This is a genomic window from Citrobacter sp. CK188 (genome assembly GCF_030333525.1).
Lineage (GTDB): Bacteria > Pseudomonadota > Gammaproteobacteria > Enterobacterales > Enterobacteriaceae > Citrobacter_B > Citrobacter_B koseri.
In genome coordinates this window covers 188336-205457 of record NZ_JAOWFU010000001.1, presented here as the reverse complement: position 1 = coordinate 205457, position 17122 = coordinate 188336, and the positions used below count along the sequence as shown (strand labels likewise).

Annotated in this window: 14 protein-coding genes; 7 read left to right on the top strand and 7 right to left on the bottom strand. The window is 53.5% G+C overall.

What is annotated here, in order from left to right; all coding sequences use genetic code 11:
• Positions 1 to 190 precede the first annotated feature (190 nt).
• Positions 191 to 403: a transcription antiterminator/RNA stability regulator CspE gene (gene cspE / locus OGV67_RS00965; RefSeq protein ID WP_000014594.1), complete on the top strand. Its 213-nt coding sequence runs from the start codon at positions 191 to 193 to the stop codon at positions 401 to 403.
• 113 nt (positions 404 to 516) lie between these two features.
• On the opposite strand, the gene glyS is transcribed toward cspE, so the two are convergent.
• From glyS to OGV67_RS00950, 3 genes are all read right to left on the bottom strand, one after another.
• Positions 517 to 2586, bottom strand: coding sequence for a glycine--tRNA ligase subunit beta (glyS, locus tag OGV67_RS00960; protein ID WP_058668264.1), 2070 nt, complete (start codon positions 2584 to 2586; stop codon positions 517 to 519).
• A gap of 9 nt (positions 2587 to 2595) precedes the next feature.
• Entirely contained in the window at positions 2596 to 3507 is a 912-nt protein-coding gene (gene glyQ, locus OGV67_RS00955; RefSeq protein ID WP_001168544.1) for a glycine--tRNA ligase subunit alpha, read from the bottom strand.
• A gap of 95 nt (positions 3508 to 3602) precedes the next feature.
• Entirely contained in the window at positions 3603 to 3905 is a 303-nt protein-coding gene (locus OGV67_RS00950) for a YsaB family lipoprotein (protein WP_012135698.1), read from the bottom strand.
• 188 nt (positions 3906 to 4093) lie between these two features.
• Here OGV67_RS00950 and OGV67_RS00945 point away from each other — a divergent pair, with 188 nt between their 5' ends.
• Positions 4094 to 5089 carry an acyltransferase gene (locus OGV67_RS00945; protein WP_071259249.1) on the top strand — a complete coding sequence of 332 codons (996 nt, stop codon included), beginning with the start codon at positions 4094 to 4096 and terminating at the stop codon, positions 5087 to 5089.
• 7 nt (positions 5090 to 5096) lie between these two features.
• Here the strand turns inward: OGV67_RS00945 and OGV67_RS00940 are convergent, their stop codons facing one another.
• The 3 genes from OGV67_RS00940 to xylA form a co-directional block, all read right to left on the bottom strand.
• Entirely contained in the window at positions 5097 to 5450 is a 354-nt protein-coding gene (locus OGV67_RS00940) for a YiaA/YiaB family inner membrane protein (RefSeq protein WP_112001417.1), read from the bottom strand.
• 174 nt (positions 5451 to 5624) lie between these two features.
• A complete protein-coding gene (gene xylB, locus OGV67_RS00935) occupies positions 5625 to 7079 on the bottom strand; it encodes a xylulokinase (RefSeq protein ID WP_112001416.1) in 1455 nt (484 codons plus the stop codon).
• Between the two features lie 54 nt (positions 7080 to 7133).
• Positions 7134 to 8456: a xylose isomerase gene (gene xylA / locus OGV67_RS00930; RefSeq protein ID WP_024131052.1), complete on the bottom strand. Its 1323-nt coding sequence runs from the start codon at positions 8454 to 8456 to the stop codon at positions 7134 to 7136.
• 366 nt (positions 8457 to 8822) lie between these two features.
• Here xylA and xylF point away from each other — a divergent pair, with 366 nt between their 5' ends.
• The 4 genes from xylF (at position 8823) to xylR (ending at position 13854) form a co-directional block, all read left to right on the top strand.
• Entirely contained in the window at positions 8823 to 9815 is a 993-nt protein-coding gene (gene xylF / locus OGV67_RS00925; protein ID WP_115614317.1) for a D-xylose ABC transporter substrate-binding protein, read from the top strand.
• 77 nt (positions 9816 to 9892) lie between these two features.
• Positions 9893 to 11434 (top strand): xylose ABC transporter ATP-binding protein, encoded by a 1542-nt coding sequence (locus tag OGV67_RS00920; RefSeq protein ID WP_110493664.1) that lies wholly within the window; start codon positions 9893 to 9895, stop codon positions 11432 to 11434.
• Positions 11412 to 12593: a xylose ABC transporter permease XylH gene (xylH, locus tag OGV67_RS00915; protein ID WP_012135705.1), complete on the top strand. Its 1182-nt coding sequence runs from the start codon at positions 11412 to 11414 to the stop codon at positions 12591 to 12593. Before OGV67_RS00920 ends, xylH begins: the two co-directional genes overlap by 23 nt.
• A gap of 82 nt (positions 12594 to 12675) precedes the next feature.
• Complete coding sequence (xylR, locus tag OGV67_RS00910; protein ID WP_012135707.1) at positions 12676 to 13854, top strand: D-xylose utilization transcriptional activator XylR; 1179 nt, start codon at positions 12676 to 12678, stop codon at positions 13852 to 13854.
• A 94-nt stretch (positions 13855 to 13948) separates the two neighbouring features.
• Here the strand turns inward: xylR and OGV67_RS00905 are convergent, their stop codons facing one another.
• Positions 13949 to 14773 (bottom strand): protein bax, encoded by an 825-nt coding sequence (locus OGV67_RS00905; protein WP_024131053.1) that lies wholly within the window; start codon positions 14771 to 14773, stop codon positions 13949 to 13951.
• A gap of 316 nt (positions 14774 to 15089) precedes the next feature.
• On the opposite strand from OGV67_RS00905, the gene malS reads away from it, so the two are divergent.
• Positions 15090 to 17120, top strand: coding sequence for an alpha-amylase (gene malS / locus OGV67_RS00900; RefSeq protein WP_115614316.1), 2031 nt, complete (start codon positions 15090 to 15092; stop codon positions 17118 to 17120).
• Positions 17121 to 17122: the final 2 nt, after the last annotated feature.

The window sequence follows — 17122 nt, the reverse complement described above, 5'->3', positions numbered from 1 at the left end:
ACAAGCGTTACATGAGTTAATGCGTCCAACGGTTTGACGTACAGACCATTAAAGCAGTTTAGTAAGGCAGTCCCCTTCAAGAGTTATCCGTTGATACCCCTCGTAGTGCGCATTTCCTTAACGCTTAAAAAATCTGTAAAGCACGCCATATCGCCGAAAGGCACACTTATTTTTTAAAAGGTAATACACTATGTCCGGTAAAATGACTGGTATCGTAAAATGGTTCAACGCTGATAAAGGCTTCGGCTTCATCACTCCTGACGATGGCTCCAAAGACGTGTTCGTACACTTCTCTGCTATCCAGAACGACGGTTACAAATCCCTGGATGAAGGTCAGAAAGTTTCCTTCACCATCGAAAGCGGCGCTAAAGGCCCGGCAGCTGGTAACGTAACCAGCCTGTAATCTTAGCTTTATAAGCTCAGAATTGAAGATCCCTGCCAATCGGCGGGGATTTTTTTTACCTTTTTCCCCATAAAAAAACCTGCCAGATGGCAGGTTTTTTTATTGCGACGAACTTACTGCAACAGGGAAATATCCGCTACTTGCAGGAACAGCTCGCGCAGTTTCGCCAGCATAGAGAGGCGGTTGATGCGCAGATCTTTGTCATCAACCATCACCATCACTTTTTCAAAGAACGTATCGACCGGTTCACGCAGCTCAGCCAGTTCGACTAACGCTTCCTGGTAACGACCTTCAGCAAACACGGGTTCAAGTTTGTCACGCAGAACCACAACTTGCAGAGCCAAAGCAATTTCCTCTGGTTCCTTCAACGTTGCCGCATTGACACGATCGTTCAGCACTTCGTCGGACTTCGCCAGAATGTTGGACACACGTTTGTTCGCCGCCGCCAGCGCGGAGGCTTCTTCCAGCGTGCGGAAGTGCGACACGGCCTTCATACGGGCATCGAAATCCGCCGGACGGGTCGGACGACGCGCCAGAACCGCCTGAATGGTGTCCACGGTGTAACCTTCGTCCTGATACCAGGCGCGGAAACGACCGAGCATAAAGTCGATAACGTCATCAACCACATTCGCGTTGGTCAGCTTGTCGCCGTACAGACGCGCCGCTTCTTCGGTCAGCGTTTGCAGATCCAGATTCAGGTTCTTCTCAACGATGATACGCAGCACGCCCAGCGCGGCACGACGCAGCGCGAACGGGTCTTTATCGCCTTTCGGATGCTGACCGATACCGAAGATACCCGCCAGCGTGTCCATCTTGTCGGCAATCGCCAGCGCGCAGGCAACCGGGTTAGACGGCAGGTCGTCACCGGCAAAGCGCGGCTGATACTGCTCGTTCAGCGCGACAGCCACATCTTCCGCTTCGCCGTCATGGCGCGCGTAGTGCATCCCCATGACGCCCTGCGTGTCGGTGAACTCAAAGACCATGTTGGTCATCAGGTCACATTTCGACAGCAGGCCCGCACGGGTGGCGTGGTTAACATCCGCGCCAATTTGTTCAGCAATCCAGCCCGCCAGCGCCTGAATACGGTCGGTCTTGTCGCGCAGCGTACCCAGCTGTTGCTGGAACAGCACGGTTTGCAGACGCGGCAGGTTATCTTCCAGACGTTTTTTACGGTCGGTATTGAAGAAGAACTCGGCATCTGCCAGACGCGGACGCACCACCTTCTCGTTACCGGAGATAATTTGCTGCGGATCTTTAGATTCGATGTTCGCCACGAAGATAAAGTTCGGCAGCAGTTTGCCGTCTGCGGCGTAAACCGGGAAGTATTTCTGGTCGCCCTTCATGGTGTAAACCAGCGCTTCAGACGGCACCGCGAGGAATTTCTCTTCGAATTTCGCCGTCAGCACCACCGGCCATTCCACCAGCGAAGTGACCTCTTCCAGCAGGCTCTCGCTCAGGTCAGCGTTACCGCCAATCTGACGCGCCGCTTCTTCTGCATCGGCTTTGATTTTCGCTTTACGCGCTTCGTAATCAGCAACAACTTTACCGCGCTCCAGCAGGATTTGCGGATACTGGTCAGCAGTGTCGATGGTGATTTCCGGCTCGCCCATAAAACGATGGCCGCGAATGACGCGATCGGACTGGATACCCAGAATCGTTGCCGGAATGAGCTTGTCGCCCAGCAGCAGCGTTACGGTGTGTACCGGACGCACGAAGTGAACGTCAGACGCGCCCCAGCGCATCAGTTTCGGAATCGGCAGTTTCGCCAGAGAGGTGGCAATCATGTTCGGCAGCAGCGCTTCTGCGCTTTCGCCTTTCACATGCGCGCGATACAGCAGCCATTCGCCTTTGTCTGTGGTCAGACGTTCAGCCTGGTCCACGGTGATGCCGCAACCTCGCGCCCAGCCTTCCGCCGCTTTGCTCGGTTTGCCTTCCGCGTCAAATGCCTGGGCAATCGCCGGGCCGCGTTTTTCAACTTCGCGATCGGGTTGAGAAGCAGCAAGATTCGCCACTTTCAGCGCCAGACGGCGCGGTGCGGCGAACCACTCTACGTTGCCGTGTGCGAGGCCAGCGTTATCCAGCTCCGCAGTAACGTTCGCAGCAAAGGACTCCGCCAGGCTGCGCAGGGCTTTTGGTGGCAGCTCTTCAGTGCCGATTTCCACCAGAAAAGTTTTCTCAGACATGGCCGCCTCTTATTTGTCTTTGTTGCACATCGGGAAGCCAAGGGCTTCACGGGAAGCGTAGTAAGCTTCTGCCACTGCTTTGGTCAGGGTGCGAATGCGCAGAATGTAGCGCTGACGCTCGGTAACGGAGATGGCTTTACGCGCATCCAGCAGGTTAAAGCTATGGGCGGCTTTCAGAATACGCTCGTAAGCAGGCAGCGGCAGCGGGTTTTCCAGCGCCAGCAGTTGCTGTGCTTCTTTCTCATACTGTTCGAAACAGGTGAACAGGAAATCCACATCGGCGTATTCGAAGTTGTAGGTGGATTGCTCCACTTCGTTCTGATGGAACACGTCGCCATAGGTGGTTTTACCCAGCGGGCCGTCGCTCCAGACCAGGTCGTAAACGCTGTCTACGCCCTGAATGTACATAGCCAGACGTTCCAGGCCGTAGGTGATCTCACCGGTAACCGGCTTACACTCCAGACCGCCAACCTGCTGGAAGTAGGTGAACTGAGTCACTTCCATGCCGTTCAGCCACACTTCCCAACCCAGACCCCAGGCGCCCAGCGTCGGGTTTTCCCAGTTATCTTCCACGAAACGGATATCGTGGATAGTCGGGTCCATCCCCAGCTCTTTCAGAGAACCGAGATACAGCTCCTGGATGTTATCCGGCGATGGCTTAATCACCACCTGGAACTGATAGTAGTGCTGTAAACGGTTCGGGTTTTCGCCATAGCGACCATCGGTCGGACGACGAGAAGGCTGCACATAGGCAGCCGCCATCGGCTCTGGCCCCAGCGCGCGCAGACAGGTCATTGGGTGAGAAGTCCCCGCGCCGACTTCCATGTCCAATGGTTGAACAATGGTGCAGCCCTGGCGAGCCCAGTAATCCTGTAAGGTCAGGATCAAGCCCTGGAAGGTCCTGGTATCAAACTTTTGCATATTATTTCGTGCTGGATACGTGTGGATTTAAAGGAAGGGATCAGTATACCCGCTGACCGCAAGATATACAGTACGAAACGGGAAAAAGGGGGAACTTAGCGCATGGAAAGATGTAAAAACTGCCCTTCTGCGTCAAAAGAGCAAACAAAACTCTCTTTGCGGAAAGTATTGCCGCGCATCTCATAGCTACCCTGGTATTGCTCAAAACCGGTCACATCAATTTTCTGCGTGCCGGTGTTATAACGCCGCGCCGCCTGCGCTTTGCACAATGCTTCCATATCCAGTGAGCGTTCCGGGTTTACGTTGACCTTCTGCGCCTTCTGAACCGGCTGCGCCGTCGTCGCGCATCCCACCAGCAGGAGGGTTAACAGCGCCGGAAAAACAGACTTCATCATCATTTTTATTACCGCCTTATTTGCCGGCCGCTCTTATTATTATTAAGGTTAGGGTTTACCCAAAAGACAGGCGCATTTTGCGAATCTCGCTGAGCCATCACAAGCTTTAGCGTAAAAACTCAGAATATTCCAGTGAGATACCGCGCCAATAAACAAGTCAGACCCTATTTAAAACGGAAGCAGAGGCACTGATGCAACCCAAAATATACTGGATTGATAATTTGCGAGGGATCGCCTGTTTAATGGTCGTAATGATCCACGCCACCACCTGGTACGTCACCAATGCGCAAAGCATCAATCCGTTTAGCTGGGATTTTGCCAATGTCCTGAACTCCGCCTCACGCGTCAGCGTACCGCTGTTTTTTATGATCTCGGGCTATCTCTTTTTTGGCGAACGTAGCGCCCAGCCGCGACATTTCCTGCGCATTGCGCTCTGCCTGCTGTTCTATAGCGCCGTTGCGTTGGTATATATCACCCTTTTTACGTCGATTAACGCAGAGCTATCGCTGAAAAACCTGCTGCAAAAACCGGTGTTCTACCACCTGTGGTTTTTCTTCGCGATCGCGGTGATCTACCTGGTATCGCCGTTAATACAGGTTAAAAACGTCAGCGGCAAAATGCTGCTGGTGCTGATGATCGTCATTGGCGTTGTCGCCAACCCCAATACCGTGTCGCAAAAAATCGGCGGATTTGAGTGGCTCCCCGTTAACCTGTATATCACCGGCGACACGTTTTACTACATCCTCTATGGCATGCTGGGTCGGGCGATTGGCATGATGGAGACACAAAAACGTTCGCTGACCTGGATAAGCGCCGCGCTTTTCATTACGGCGGTATTGATTATTTCGCGCGGAACGCTACATGAACTCAACTGGCGCGGAAATTTTGCCGATACCTGGTACGTCTATTGCGGCCCAATGGTGTTTATTTGCGCCGCGTCGCTGCTCACGCTGGTCAAAAATACCCTGAATACGCGCACGGTTCCCGGGCTGGCGCTGATTTCCCGCCACTCACTCGGTATTTACGGGTTTCACGCGCTGATAATCCATGCGCTACGGACGAATGGCGTGGAGTTTAAACGCTGGCCGCCGCTGGATATCGTATGGATTTTTACCCTCACCCTGGCCGGAAGTTTGCTGCTGTCGATATTGCTACAGAAGATTGATACGCGCAGGCTGGTCAGTTGACCGGCCCTTATTCGTCATCAGAATACGTGGCGTACATATCCGTACCCAACAGACTTACGCCCAGCCCCAGAAGGCACATCACTTTGACGGCGACCGGTAAATCAATATTCCATAGACCGACAAAAAGCATACCTGCGGCGAGAAGTAACAGATATTTGCACCGGGTGAGCAGACGCTCATTTCCCGTCGGCTCCTGGCGTATTAACAGGGGAAAGCCACTCATCACCATTATCGCAAAAAAATAGCCCTTGTCGCTCAACGAGTGGCAAGCAGGCCACAGTCCTGTCAGATAGACCAGCGCACCGCCCGCCAGCATGATTAAACCGGCCAGACGCTTCCTGCGCACAACCTTATCGTCCATATCACTCTCCTTATGCTTTGCCGATTCACATTAAGACAAGAAATAAGAATGGAAAAGACGATAACCGGACAATAACGTGAAAATCAGAAAACACACATATTGATTTCGATATATATCGAGGCAATCAATATGAAATAAGAATTCCTTCCGGCCACTGCCGGAAGGAATAGCGGATTAAGACATGAGCGGTAATAACTGCTGGTAAATGCGGCGGAACGTTTCGCGACGTTCAAGGTAACGCGCATGGCGTTCAGCATCAGGGAAATGAGCCTGCTCCAGCGGAAGTTGCGGTAATAAATCAGATAATGGTTGCTCTTTATTCATCGCAATTTGCGCCAGACGCGCGGCACCCAATGCCGGGCCTACATCTCCGCCGGTACGGTAATCAAGCTGTAGCCCGCTGATATCCGCCAGCATTTGTCGCCAGTATTCACTTCGCGCCCCGCCGCCGATCAGCGTCACACTGCCGGGTTTCACGCCACAGGCATGCACAACATCCATGCCATCCGCCAGCGCATAACCGACGCCTTCCAGCACCGCCCGCGCCAGCTCTGCGGGGCCATGCTGATGCGTAAGGCCAAAGAATACGCCCTTCGCCTGTGGATTATTATGCGGCGTGCGTTCGCCGGAAAGATAAGGCAGGAACCAGACGGCATCCGCGTTATCATCCGCCTGGCGTGCCGCGTCAATCAGCGCGGGAACAGACGCCTGACCGGTCAATTTTGCCGCCCAGTCCAGGCAGGATGCCGCGCTCAGCATGACGGACATCAAATGCCAGCGTTCGGGCAGCGCGTGGCAAAAACTGTGTACCGCACTTTCTGGTTTACTGAGAAAACCGTCGCTCACCGCAAAATAGACGCCTGATGTTCCCAGCGACAGCATGGCCTGACCCGCATTGATCATTCCCACGCCCACCGCGCCCGCCGCGTTATCTCCGCCCCCTGCAACAACAGGCACCGCAGGCATCCCCCAGGAGTGCGCCACCTCAGGCAACACCGTACCGGTGATGTCGCTGCCTTCGTACAGAGCGGGCATGTGCTCACGGGTTAGCTGACAAGCGTTGAGCATGATGTCGCTCCAGTCGCGCGCTGCGACATCCAGCCACATCGTTCCCGCCGCGTCCGACATATCGCTGGCAAAATCCCCCGTCATACGCAGACGCAGGTAATCTTTAGGTAGCAGCACCTTTGCAACCTGGCGGAAGATATCCGGCTCATGGCGCTGAACCCACAGCAGTTTTGGCGCGGTAAAGCCGGGCATCATCAGATTGCCGGTAATGGCGCGAGACTGCGGAACCTGCTGCTCAAGCAGCGCGCACTCTTCACCACAGCGTCCGTCATTCCATAAAATCGCCGGGCGTAGCACCTTCTGGTGTTTATCAAGCAACGTGGCACCGTGCATCTGCCCGGCAATCCCCAGCGCCTTTACATCACGCAATGAATGCTCTCGCCCCAGCGCTTTTACGGCGCGATCCGTCGCCAGCCACCACTGTTCGGGATCCTGCTCCGACCATAATGGATGCGGGCGAGAGACGGACAGTTTCTCCGTCTGCGAGGCCAGCACGTCTCCCTGCTCATTCAGCAGGATGGCTTTCACACCGGACGTGCCCAGATCTATCCCGATATACATCGTGACCACTCCTTTATCGATGCGCCGCGTTGGCTAAACGCGGCGCAATGGCGATTACTTGTCGAACAGATAATGATTCACCAGATTTTCCAGCAGTTCCTGATGGCCGCTTTGATGCACCGGCGCCAGATTACGCTGTTCAGCATAGTGCGCGACGTCGCTCAGGGATAACTGGCCTTTCAAAATTTGCTGGCCCAGTTCGCTATTCCAGCCGGAATAACGTTTCGCCACGCGTTTATCCAGTTCGCCATCTTCAATCATGCGCGCTGCCACTTTTAATGACAGCGCCATCGTGTCCATCGCGCCAATATGACCATAGAACAGATCGTATTTGTCGGTGCTCTGGCGACGAACCTTCGCGTCAAAGTTCAGGCCGCCGGTCGTGAAACCGCCCGCTTTCAGGATTTCATACATCACCAGCGCGTTCTCTTCGACGCTTACCGGGAACTGGTCGGTATCCCAGCCCAGCTGCGCATCGCCACGGTTGGCATCCACAGAACCAAAAATGCCCAGCGCAATGGCGGACGCAATCTCATGATGGAAAGAGTGGCCCGCCAGCGTAGCGTGGTTGGCTTCAATGTTCACCTTGATCTCTTTTTCCAGGCCGAACTGCTTGAGGAAGCCGTAAACCGTTGCCACATCGTAGTCATACTGGTGTTTTGTCGGCTCCTGCGGTTTTGGCTCGATCAGCAGCGTGCCCTGGAAACCTGTTTTATGTTTATGTTCCACCACCATCTGCATAAAGCGGCCAATCTGCTCGCGCTCCTGGCGCAGATCGGTATTCAGCAGGGTTTCATACCCTTCACGGCCCCCCCACAGAACGTAGTTTTCGCCGCCCAGTTTGTGCGTGGCGTTCATCGCGTTCACCACCTGCGTCGCCGCCCAACTGAAGACTTCCGGGTCCGGGTTCGTCGCCGCCCCGGCGCCGTAACGCGGGTTGGTAAAGCAGTTCGCGGTGCCCCATAACAGCTTCACGCCGCTCTGTTCTTGCTTCGACTCCAGCACATCGACCATCTGCGCAAAGTTGTTTTTATACTCTTTCAGCGAGGCGCCTTCCGGCGAAACATCCACATCGTGGAAGCAGTAGTAAGGCACGTTCAGCTTATGGAAAAATTCAAACGCCACATCCGCCTTGCGCTTCGCCAGCTCCAGCGCATCGCCGGGCTGTTGCCACGGACGGTTGAACGCGCCTACGCCAAACATATCCGCGCCGTTCCAGCAGAAGGTATGCCAGTAGCAGGCCGCAAAACGCAGATGATCTTCCATGCGTTTACCCAGTACGATTTCATCTGGATTATAATGGCGGAAAGCTAACGGATTAGTGCTTTTAGGGCCTTCATAACGAACACGATCGAGTTGGTCAAAATAAGCCTGCATAATGAACTCCATAATCAGGTAATACGGCGAGGGATGGGTAATGGCGTAATATTGGTTACTCGATTCACATTGCTCAATTATGTTATTTCACTCTGCTATTTAGATAATTCGTAAGTGTGCGCTGCCTCGCAAAATAAAAGTAACCGTCTGCAAAAAATGGTTATTCATCAACAACGAAATGTAACGGGCGTAATGCGTCATTAAAAGTACGATCTCGGTCATAATTCCCGAAATAAACCAAAAATCGTAACTGCAAGATAAAAATCTATAATTGCCTTCCGCGTATTAACTGCTAAAAATCTGCTACGTCTCACGCTGTGATTGTTACTTTTACCGCTGTTCCCTCTAACAAAAGGCATCACGATTATGAAGATAAAAAACATCTTACTCACCGTCTGCACTTCACTCCTGCTCGCCAGCATAACGGGACATGCCAAAGAAGTTAAAATTGGTATGGCTATCGATGACTTACGTCTGGAACGCTGGCAAAAAGATCGCGATATTTTCGTGAGCAAGGCCGAGTCCCTCGGCGCAAAAGTATTTGTACAATCTGCCAATGGTAATGAAGAAACCCAAATGTCGCAGATTGAAAACATGATCAACCGTGGCGTTGATGTTCTGGTCATTATTCCTTATAACGGGCAAGTATTAAGCAATGTCGTAAAAGAAGCGAAACAAGAAGGAATAAAAGTATTAGCGTACGACCGCATGATAAATGATGCCGACATCGATTTTTATATTTCTTTTGATAACGAAAGAGTCGGCGAATTACAGGCTCAGGCGTTGGTCGATAAAGTGCCTGAAGGGAATTATTTCCTGATGGGCGGCTCGCCGGTAGATAATAATGCAAAATTGTTCCGCGCCGGGCAAATGAAAGTATTAAAACCTTATATCGACTCAGGAAAAATTAACGTCGTCGGCGATCAATGGGTGGACGGATGGTTGCCTGAAAATGCGCTGAAAATTATGGAAAATGCGCTGACCGCAAACAATAACAAAATTGACGCGGTTGTCGCTTCCAATGACGCAACCGCAGGCGGTGCGATTCAGGCGCTCAGCGCTCAGGGATTATCGGGAAAAGTCGCTATTTCCGGTCAGGATGCCGACCTTGCGGGCATTAAACGTATTGTCGCAGGCACGCAGACCATGACGGTTTATAAACCCATCACGCTACTGGCGAATACCGCCGCCGAGATCGCCGTCGAGCTGGGTAACGGGCAACAACCTAAGGCCGACGCCACGCTGAATAACGGTCTGAAAGATGTCCCTTCCCGTCTGCTTACTCCAATTGATGTTAATAAAACCAATATTGACGAAACCGTGATTAAAGACGGGTTCCACAAAAAGAGTGATCTGTAAACGTTGCGCCCTCTACAACAGCGGAGGGCGTCAAACCCTCCATGCCGGGTTCTCGCATTGGCTTATGTGGAGTAGTTATGCCCTATCTACTTGAAATGAAAAACATTACCAAGACCTTCGGCGCAGTGAAGGCAGTTGATAACGTCAGCCTCAGGCTTAATGCCGGGGAAATCGTTTCATTGTGCGGTGAAAATGGTTCGGGTAAATCAACGTTAATGAAAGTGCTGTGCGGTATTTACCCTCATGGCTCTTATGAAGGTGAAATTCTGTTTGCGGGAGAAACACTGCAAGCCAGCCATATTCGTGATACCGAACGTAAGGGCATTGCTATTATTCACCAGGAGTTAGCGCTGGTTAAACACTTAACCGTGCTGGAAAATATCTTCCTGGGCAGCGAAATCACCCGTAACGGCATTCTTGATTACGACATGATGACGCTACGCTGCCAGAAGCTGTTAGATCAGGTCAGCTTGTCTATCTCACCGGATACCCGCGTGGGCGACCTGGGCCTGGGGCAACAACAGCTGGTAGAAATTGCCAAAGCGCTTAATAAACAAGTTCGGCTGCTGATTCTCGATGAGCCGACGGCCTCCCTCACGGAACAAGAAACCACCGTGCTGCTGGAAATTATTCGCGATCTGCAACAGCATGATATTGCGTGTATTTATATCTCACACAAGCTCAATGAAGTTAAAGCTATCTCGGACACAATCTGCGTGATCCGCGACGGCCAACATATTGGCACCCGCGCAGCCGCCGGAATGGAAGAAGACGATATCATCACCATGATGGTCGGTCGCGAGCTGACGGCGCTCTATCCTAATGAGCCACATGCTACCGGGGAGGAGATTTTGCGCGTTGAGCACCTTACCGCCTGGCACCCCGTCAACCGTCACATCAAACGCGTCAATGATGTCTCCTTTTCGCTGAAACGGGGCGAGATTCTCGGCATTGCAGGGCTGGTCGGCGCGGGCCGCACGGAGTTAGTGCAATGCCTGTTCGGCGTCTGGCCCGGGCGCTGGGAAGGAAAGGTCATGATCGATAATCAGGCCGTGGATATTCGTCATTGCCAGCAAGCGATCGCTCATGGCATTGCAATGGTGCCTGAAGACAGGAAACGCGACGGCATTGTGCCGGTTATGGCCGTCGGGAAAAATATCACGCTGGCGGCGCTCGATCGGTTCACCGGGAAGATAAGCCATCTTGACGATGCCGCAGAGCAAAAATGCATTCTGGAATCGCTGCAACGCCTGAAAGTGAAAACATCCTCGCCTGATTTAGCGATTGGGCGCCTTAGCGGCGGGAACCAACAAAAGGCCATACTGGCGCGCTGTCTCCTGCTGAACCCGCGTATTCTCATCCTCGATGAACCCACCCGAGGAATCGATATCGGCGCGAAATATGAAATCTACAAACTCATTAACCAGCTTGTTCAGCAAGGTATTGCTGTCATCGTCATCTCGTCGGAACTCCCCGAGGTTCTTGGATTAAGCGATCGCATCCTGGTGATGCACGAAGGAAAACTGAAAGCCAACCTGGTGAATCATAACCTGACTCAAGAACAGGTGATGGAAGCCGCATTGAGGAGCGAATATCATGTCGAAAAACAATCCGTCTGAAGTGAAACTCTCAGCCCCTCTGACGGGCGGTTTTCCTGGGTTAAAATCACTGAACCTACAGGTGTTCGTCATGATCGCGGCGATTATTGTGATCATGCTGTTCTTTACCTGGACCACGGAAGGCGCATACCTGAGCGCGCGCAACGTCTCCAACCTGCTTCGTCAGACGGCGATCACCGGTATTCTGGCCGTGGGGATGGTTTTCGTGATTATCTCTGCGGAAATCGACCTCTCCGTTGGCTCAATGATGGGGCTATTAGGCGGCGTCGCGGCAATCTGCGACGTCTGGCTGGGCTGGCCATTGCCGCTTACGATTGTTGTCACGCTGGCGCTGGGTTTACTGCTCGGCGCCTGGAACGGGTGGTGGGTCGCCTACCGGAAAGTCCCTTCGTTTATCGTCACCCTGGCCGGGATGCTGGCTTTCCGTGGCATTCTCATTGGCATCACGAATGGTACGACCGTCTCGCCCACCAGCTCGGCGATGTCGCAGATTGGTCAGAGCTACTTATCCAACGGTCTGGGCTTCACAATAGGCGCCATCAGCTTAATGGCGTTTATCGGCTGGCAATGGCGCGGGCGTATGCGTCGGCAGGCTCTGGCGCTTAGCACCCCGGCTTCTACTGCGGTAGTCGGTCGCCAGGCGCTGACCGCCGTCATTGTCCTGGGCGCAATCTGGCTGCTGAACGATTATCGCGGCGTTCCAACGCCCGTACTGCTGCTGGTATTCCTGCTGCTTGGCGGTATGTTTATGGCGACGCGAACGGCGTTTGGCCGGAGAATTTATGCGATTGGCGGCAATCTGGAAGCCGCTCGTCTCTCCGGCATTAACGTTGAGCGAACCAAACTGGCGGTTTTCGCCATCAACGGCCTGATGGTGGCGATTGCAGGGCTGATACTCAGTTCGCGCCTCGGCGCCGGATCGCCTTCCGCCGGGAACATTGCCGAACTGGACGCGATTGCCGCCTGCGTGATCGGCGGAACCAGCCTGGCGGGTGGCGTGGGTAGCGTCGCGGGCGCCGTCATGGGGGCGTTTATTATGGCCTCTCTTGATAACGGAATGAGTATGATGGACGTGCCCACATTCTGGCAGTACATCGTGAAAGGTGCGATCTTGTTACTGGCAGTATGGATGGACTCAGCAACTAAACGTCGTTCCTGAATTCCAGAAAAGGGGTCATGCTCAATGCCGGTCAACACGTACCGGCATTGTCCTTTATGACTGATTCAGCAGGGAAAGAACTATGTTTGAGAAACGCCACCGTATCACACTGTTATTTAATGCAAATAAAGCCTACGACCGTCAGGTAGTGGAAGGCGTGGGTGAATATTTACAGGCATCGCAATCGGAATGGGATATCTTCATTGAAGAAGACTTCCGCGCGCGAATTGATAACATCAAAGAGTGGTTGGGCGATGGCGTCATTGCCGACTACGATGACGATGACATTGCTCAGGCGCTTGCCGATGTGGATGTGCCCATTATCGGCGTCGGCGGTTCTTACCACCTTGCTGCACACTATCCATCCGTCCATTATATCGCCACCGATAACTACGCTCTGGTGGAAAGCGCCTTTCTGCACCTGAAAGAAAAAGGGATCAATCGCTTCGCCTTTTATGGCCTGCCCGCCTCCAGCGGCAAGCGCTGGGCGGCCGAGCGTGAATACGCATTCTGCCAACTGGTTGCACAAGAAAAATACCGTGGCGTGGTCTATCAGGGGCTGGAAACCGCACCGGAAAACTGGCAGCACGCGCAAAACCGATTGGCGGACTGGCTGCAAACCCTGCCGCCGCAAACCGGGATTATCGCCGTTACCGACGCCCGGGCGAGACATGTGCTGCAAGTTTGCGAGCATCTGCATATCCCGGTTCCCGAAAAGCTGTGCGTCATCGGTATTGATAACGAAGAACTGACCCGTTATCTGTCGCGGGTCGCGCTGTCATCGGTCGCTCAGGGAGCCAGGCAGATGGGCTATCAGGCAGCAAAACTGCTACACCGCCTGCTGGATAAGGAAGTGCTGCCGCTGCAACGTATTCTGGTTCCGCCTGTGCGCGTCGTTGAGCGTCGCTCGACGGACTACCGCTCATTGACCGACCCGGCCGTCATACAGGCGATGCATTTCATCCGTAACCATGCCTGCAAAGGTATTAAAGTCGATCAGGTGCTGGACGCGGTCGGTATCTCCCGCTCGAACCTGGAGAAACGGTTTAAAGAAGACGTCGGGGAGACCATTCACGCCGTTATTCATGCTGAAAAACTGGAAAAAGCGCGCAGCCTATTAATTTCAACCACGCTGCCGATTAACGAAATATCACAGATGTGCGGCTACCCATCCCTGCAATATTTCTATTCTGTTTTCAAAAAGGAGTATGACACGACGCCAAAAGAGTACCGCGATCGGTACAGTGAAGTGTTGTTGTAGCGGAGTCTTTTGTAGGCCCGGTAAGCGAAGCGCCACCGGGCGTTTGTGCCGGATGGCGGCGCAAGCGTCTTATCCGGCCTACAAAATCGGGTCATTACATATGCGCGGCGATTAAACGCTGGTTATCCTGATACATCGCGAACAGATAGTTGTTGTAGCTCTGCCCTTTCGTCGAATAACCCTTCAGCTTATGAATCATCGCGCTTGCGGTAACTTCCTGATCCGCCTTACGCAACTGGGCGCGAGACTTACGGAAAGACGAGTAAGCAGGATGCGTGTTCAGATTAATCACGTACGCGTTAACCGACTCTTTAACCGAGCCGAACTGCGAGTAACCTTTCACTTTACCCGGCGCATTGGTACAACGCCCTTTTCCGCATTTCATGCCGAACAGGTTATTGTTGTTGCGAGCCAGTTTAGAGGTTCCCCAGCCGCTTTCCGCCGCCGCCATCGTCGCAACCATACTGGTCGGGATGATGTCTACGCGTTCCAGCAAGGTATTCCACGGAATGTTACGCGTGTTGCCAGACCACTTTACCTTGTAGCGCGCTGCGATATCTTTCATACGCGTACGCTCAGAAGGCGACCAGCGGTTCTGATACTGTTTTGAAATCAGCCAGTTACGATCCGCAGTAATCGCAGCATTTTGACTGGTGATAAAAGGCATAACCGTCCGGAGAAACGCTTTTTTCCTTGGTGTTCCGGAAGGGTATTTTCGCAAATCAGGAAGTGAACTACTCTTTGCACTATTGCGAGAATACTCTTGTTTACTGCTTACCTGTTTATGACCTGTCTTGGTTACGTGGGACTTTTGACTCGTTGTTGTCGTGTGCGCCTTCGCCAGCACCTCACCCGAAAATACTACGGTGAGTAACATAAGAATCATTGCCCCATATCGTCGTATGGGCGTCAATATCATTAGGTCTCCTGGTCGGATTTATACATTCCAACGCCTTATATTTTTCAAAAAAATGAGAGATGAATCTCAAATCATATCAAAAATAACCGTCAAGAGCACCCCAAGGAATAGTCCAATTCCGAAACCCTGTCACGCAATAATGGCGAAGAACGCTATTAATACGAAGAAAATGTGGTGGTTATCGCAAAACATGGCTATTTTCTGCGCACGATCGCTCACCCTCGCGCCTCAGCCTGGCGGAATACGCCAGAGGGATGAGTTATCCGCTATCTTTCAACGGCATACTGGCTAAAATCGCAGCAATAAGGAAAGCGTAATGAAACTTACCGCTTTTGCGCTGGCGCTCATGCCCGGCATCGTATTCGCCTCATCATGGACATCTCAGGGATTCCCGCCCTTTACGGCGGAAGGTACGGGTAAGTTTGTCAGCCATGCCGCGTTGACGAAAGGTACGCGCCCTTTGACGCTGCATATTGACCAACAGTGCTGGCAACCTGCTGATGCCATAAAACTTAATCAGATGCTGTCGCTCAAACCGTGTGAAGGCACGCCGCCGCAGTGGCGACGGTTTAAAGACGGCGACTACTCGCTGGAGATTGATACCCGCTCCGGTACGCCAACGCTGACGCTGTCGATAAAAAGCACCGCCGATCCCGTCGCCAGCACGGTGCGCCAGTGCCCGACGTGGAACGGCTCGCCGCTGACCCTGGAGGTGAGTCACACCTTCCCGGAAGGCGCGATCGTGCGCGATTACTACAGCCAGCAAACCGCTACCGTTAAGAACGGTCAGATTACGCTACAACCCGGCGCGACCAGCAACGGGCTTTTGTTGCTTGAACGCGCGGAAACCAACGCGCCCGCCGCATTCAACTGGCATAACGCGACGGTCTACTTTGTGCTGACAGACCGTTTCCAGAACGGCGATCCGACGAATGACCAAAGCTATGGCCGCCACAAAGATGGCATGGAGGAGATTGGCACCTTTCATGGCGGCGATTTACGCGGACTGGCAAACAAGCTGGACTATCTGCAACACCTGGGGGTGAATGCCCTGTGGATCAGCGCGCCGTTCGAGCAAATCCACGGCTGGGTCGGCGGCGGTACGAAAGGGGATTTCCCGCATTATGCCTACCACGGCTATTACACCCAGGACTGGACCACGCTGGACGCCAATATGGGCAGCGAGGACGACCTTCGCGCGTTAGTCGATGGCGCACACCAGCGCGGCATCCGTATTCTGTTTGATGTGGTGATGAACCACACGGGCTACGCCACGCTGGCGGACATGCAGACATTCCGGTTTGGCGCGCTGTATCTGCAAGGCGATGAGCTGAAAAAGACGCTGGGCGAACGCTGGACTGACTGGAAGCCCGCCGCCGGGCAAAGCTGGCACAGCTTTAATGACTACATCAACTTCAGCGACAAAGCGGCATGGGAAGCATGGTGGGGGAAAGAATGGATTCGCACGGATATTGGCGATTATGACAATCCAGGCTTTGACGGTTTGACCATGTCGCTGGCCTTCCTGCCCGATATTAAAACGGAATCCACAACCCCTTCCGGCCTGCCGGTGTTCTATAAAAACAAACCGGATACCCATGCAAAAGCCATTGAGGGCTACACGCCGCGGGATTATCTGACCCACTGGCTCAGTCAGTGGGTGCGTGATTACGGCATCGACGGGTTCCGCGTAGATACCGCCAAACACGTCGAACTTCCGGCCTGGCAGCAGTTGAAAACCCAGGCCAGCGCGGCGTTGACCGAGTGGAAACAGGCCAACCCGGAAAAGACGCTGGACGACGCGCCTTTCTGGATGACTGGTGAAGCCTGGGGCCACGGCGTCATGCAGAGTGATTATTACCGCCACGGCTTTGATGCGATGATCAACTTTGACTACCAGGAGCAGGCGGCAAAAGCGGTCGATTGTCTGGCGGATATGGACGCCACCTGGCAGCAAATGGCAGAGAAATTACAGGATTTCAACGTGCTGAGTTATCTCTCCTCGCACGACACGCGCCTCTTTCGGGAAGGCGGCGATAAGGCCGCAGAGCTTCTGCTGCTGGCGCCCGGCGCCGTACAGATCTTTTATGGCGACGAATCCGCACGTCCCTTTGGCCCGACGGGTTCCGATCCGCTGCAAGGCACCCGTTCTGACATGAACTGGCAGGATATCAACGGTAAATCCGCCGCCACCGTTGCCCACTGGCAGCGAATCAGCCAGTTCCGCGCCAGACACCCCGCCATCGGCGCCGGTAAGCAAACCACGCTCTCGCTGAAGCAGGGGTACGGTTTTGTGCGCGAGCACGACGGCGATAAGGTCATGGTCGTCTGGGCGGGTCGCCCTTAATC

Bases quoted from the DNA above. Each gene is read 5' to 3' on its own strand.
- cspE (WP_000014594.1), top strand. From the start codon at position 191: ATGTCCGGTAAAATGACTGGTATCGTAAAATGGTTCAACGCTGATAAA.
- glyS (WP_058668264.1), bottom strand. From the start codon at position 2,586: ATGTCTGAGAAAACTTTTCTGGTGGAAATCGGCACTGAAGAGCTGCCA.
- glyQ (WP_001168544.1), bottom strand. From the start codon at position 3,507: ATGCAAAAGTTTGATACCAGGACCTTCCAGGGCTTGATCCTGACCTTA.
- OGV67_RS00950 (WP_012135698.1), bottom strand. From the start codon at position 3,905: ATGATGATGAAGTCTGTTTTTCCGGCGCTGTTAACCCTCCTGCTGGTG.
- OGV67_RS00945 (WP_071259249.1), top strand. From the start codon at position 4,094: ATGCAACCCAAAATATACTGGATTGATAATTTGCGAGGGATCGCCTGT.
- OGV67_RS00940 (WP_112001417.1), bottom strand. From the start codon at position 5,450: ATGGACGATAAGGTTGTGCGCAGGAAGCGTCTGGCCGGTTTAATCATG.
- xylB (WP_112001416.1), bottom strand. From the start codon at position 7,079: ATGTATATCGGGATAGATCTGGGCACGTCCGGTGTGAAAGCCATCCTG.
- xylA (WP_024131052.1), bottom strand. From the start codon at position 8,456: ATGCAGGCTTATTTTGACCAACTCGATCGTGTTCGTTATGAAGGCCCT.
- xylF (WP_115614317.1), top strand. From the start codon at position 8,823: ATGAAGATAAAAAACATCTTACTCACCGTCTGCACTTCACTCCTGCTC.
- OGV67_RS00920 (WP_110493664.1), top strand. From the start codon at position 9,893: ATGCCCTATCTACTTGAAATGAAAAACATTACCAAGACCTTCGGCGCA.
- xylH (WP_012135705.1), top strand. From the start codon at position 11,412: ATGTCGAAAAACAATCCGTCTGAAGTGAAACTCTCAGCCCCTCTGACG.
- xylR (WP_012135707.1), top strand. From the start codon at position 12,676: ATGTTTGAGAAACGCCACCGTATCACACTGTTATTTAATGCAAATAAA.
- OGV67_RS00905 (WP_024131053.1), bottom strand. From the start codon at position 14,773: ATGATATTGACGCCCATACGACGATATGGGGCAATGATTCTTATGTTA.
- malS (WP_115614316.1), top strand. From the start codon at position 15,090: ATGAAACTTACCGCTTTTGCGCTGGCGCTCATGCCCGGCATCGTATTC.